Source organism: Thermobrachium celere DSM 8682, from assembly GCF_000430995.1.
GTDB classification, from domain to species: domain Bacteria; phylum Bacillota; class Clostridia; order Clostridiales; family Caloramatoraceae; genus Thermobrachium; species Thermobrachium celere.
The window spans coordinates 1-770 of the sequence record NZ_HF952002.1; the positions used below are offsets into that span (position 1 = coordinate 1).

The window sequence follows — 770 nt, forward strand, 5'->3', positions numbered from 1 at the left end:
AAAAATAACAATTTTATAAGGGTATTTATAAAAAACGATGTTACTAAAATTAATAAAAAATCAAGATACAAATGATTTAAATGCTCTTATTTTGGATGACTATACAGAAAAGATTAAAGGTTTAAAAAATTTATTATATAACGCAGTTTGGGAGGTATAAAAATGAATTTAATGGAAAAAATAAGAATAATAGAAGATTTTCCAAAGAAAGGAATAAGTTTTAAAGACGTTACAACATTAATTAAAGATGGAGAAGCATTTAGATATGCAGTAGACAAGATGATTGAATATGCTAAAGATAAGAATATAGATTTAGTAGTTGGACCAGAAGCAAGAGGCTTTGTTTTGGTACTCCAGTTGCATATGGATTAGGAGTTGGATTTGTTCCTGTAAGAAAACCAGGTAAATTACCAGCTGATACACTTAAATATGAATATGAATTAGAATATGGAAGTGACTGTTTAGAAATACATAAGGATGCTATAAAGCCAGGTCAAAGAGTTTTAATAGTTGATGACTTACTAGCAACTGGTGGAACAATTGCAGCAGTAGCTAAATTAGTAGAACAGCTTGGTGGAGAAGTAGCAGGCATGTGCTTCTTAATTGAACTTACAGGGCTTAATGGAAGAGAAAAACTATCTAAGTATGATGTAGAATCATTGATTAAATATGAGTTTTAATGTCGAAAAAAATTGCAAATACAATTAAATTGATATATAATATTTTTAAAATTATATGGCTGGTAGATATACCAGCCATATATTATAAAC

Annotated in this window: 1 protein-coding gene and 1 pseudogene; both read left to right on the forward strand. The window is 28.3% G+C overall.

Annotated elements, in window-relative coordinates; all coding sequences use genetic code 11:
• Window positions 1-37: 37 nt before the first annotated feature.
• Window positions 38-160 (forward strand): hypothetical protein, encoded by a 123-nt coding sequence (locus tag TCEL_RS14160; RefSeq protein ID WP_018657852.1) that lies wholly within the window; start codon window positions 38-40, stop codon window positions 158-160.
• A 2-nt stretch (window positions 161-162) separates the two neighbouring features.
• Window positions 163-680: pseudogene (locus TCEL_RS00255) on the forward strand (adenine phosphoribosyltransferase).
• Window positions 681-770 lie beyond the last annotated feature (90 nt).

Bases quoted from the DNA above. Each gene is read 5' to 3' on its own strand.
- TCEL_RS14160 (WP_018657852.1), top strand. From the start codon at position 38: ATGTTACTAAAATTAATAAAAAATCAAGATACAAATGATTTAAATGCT.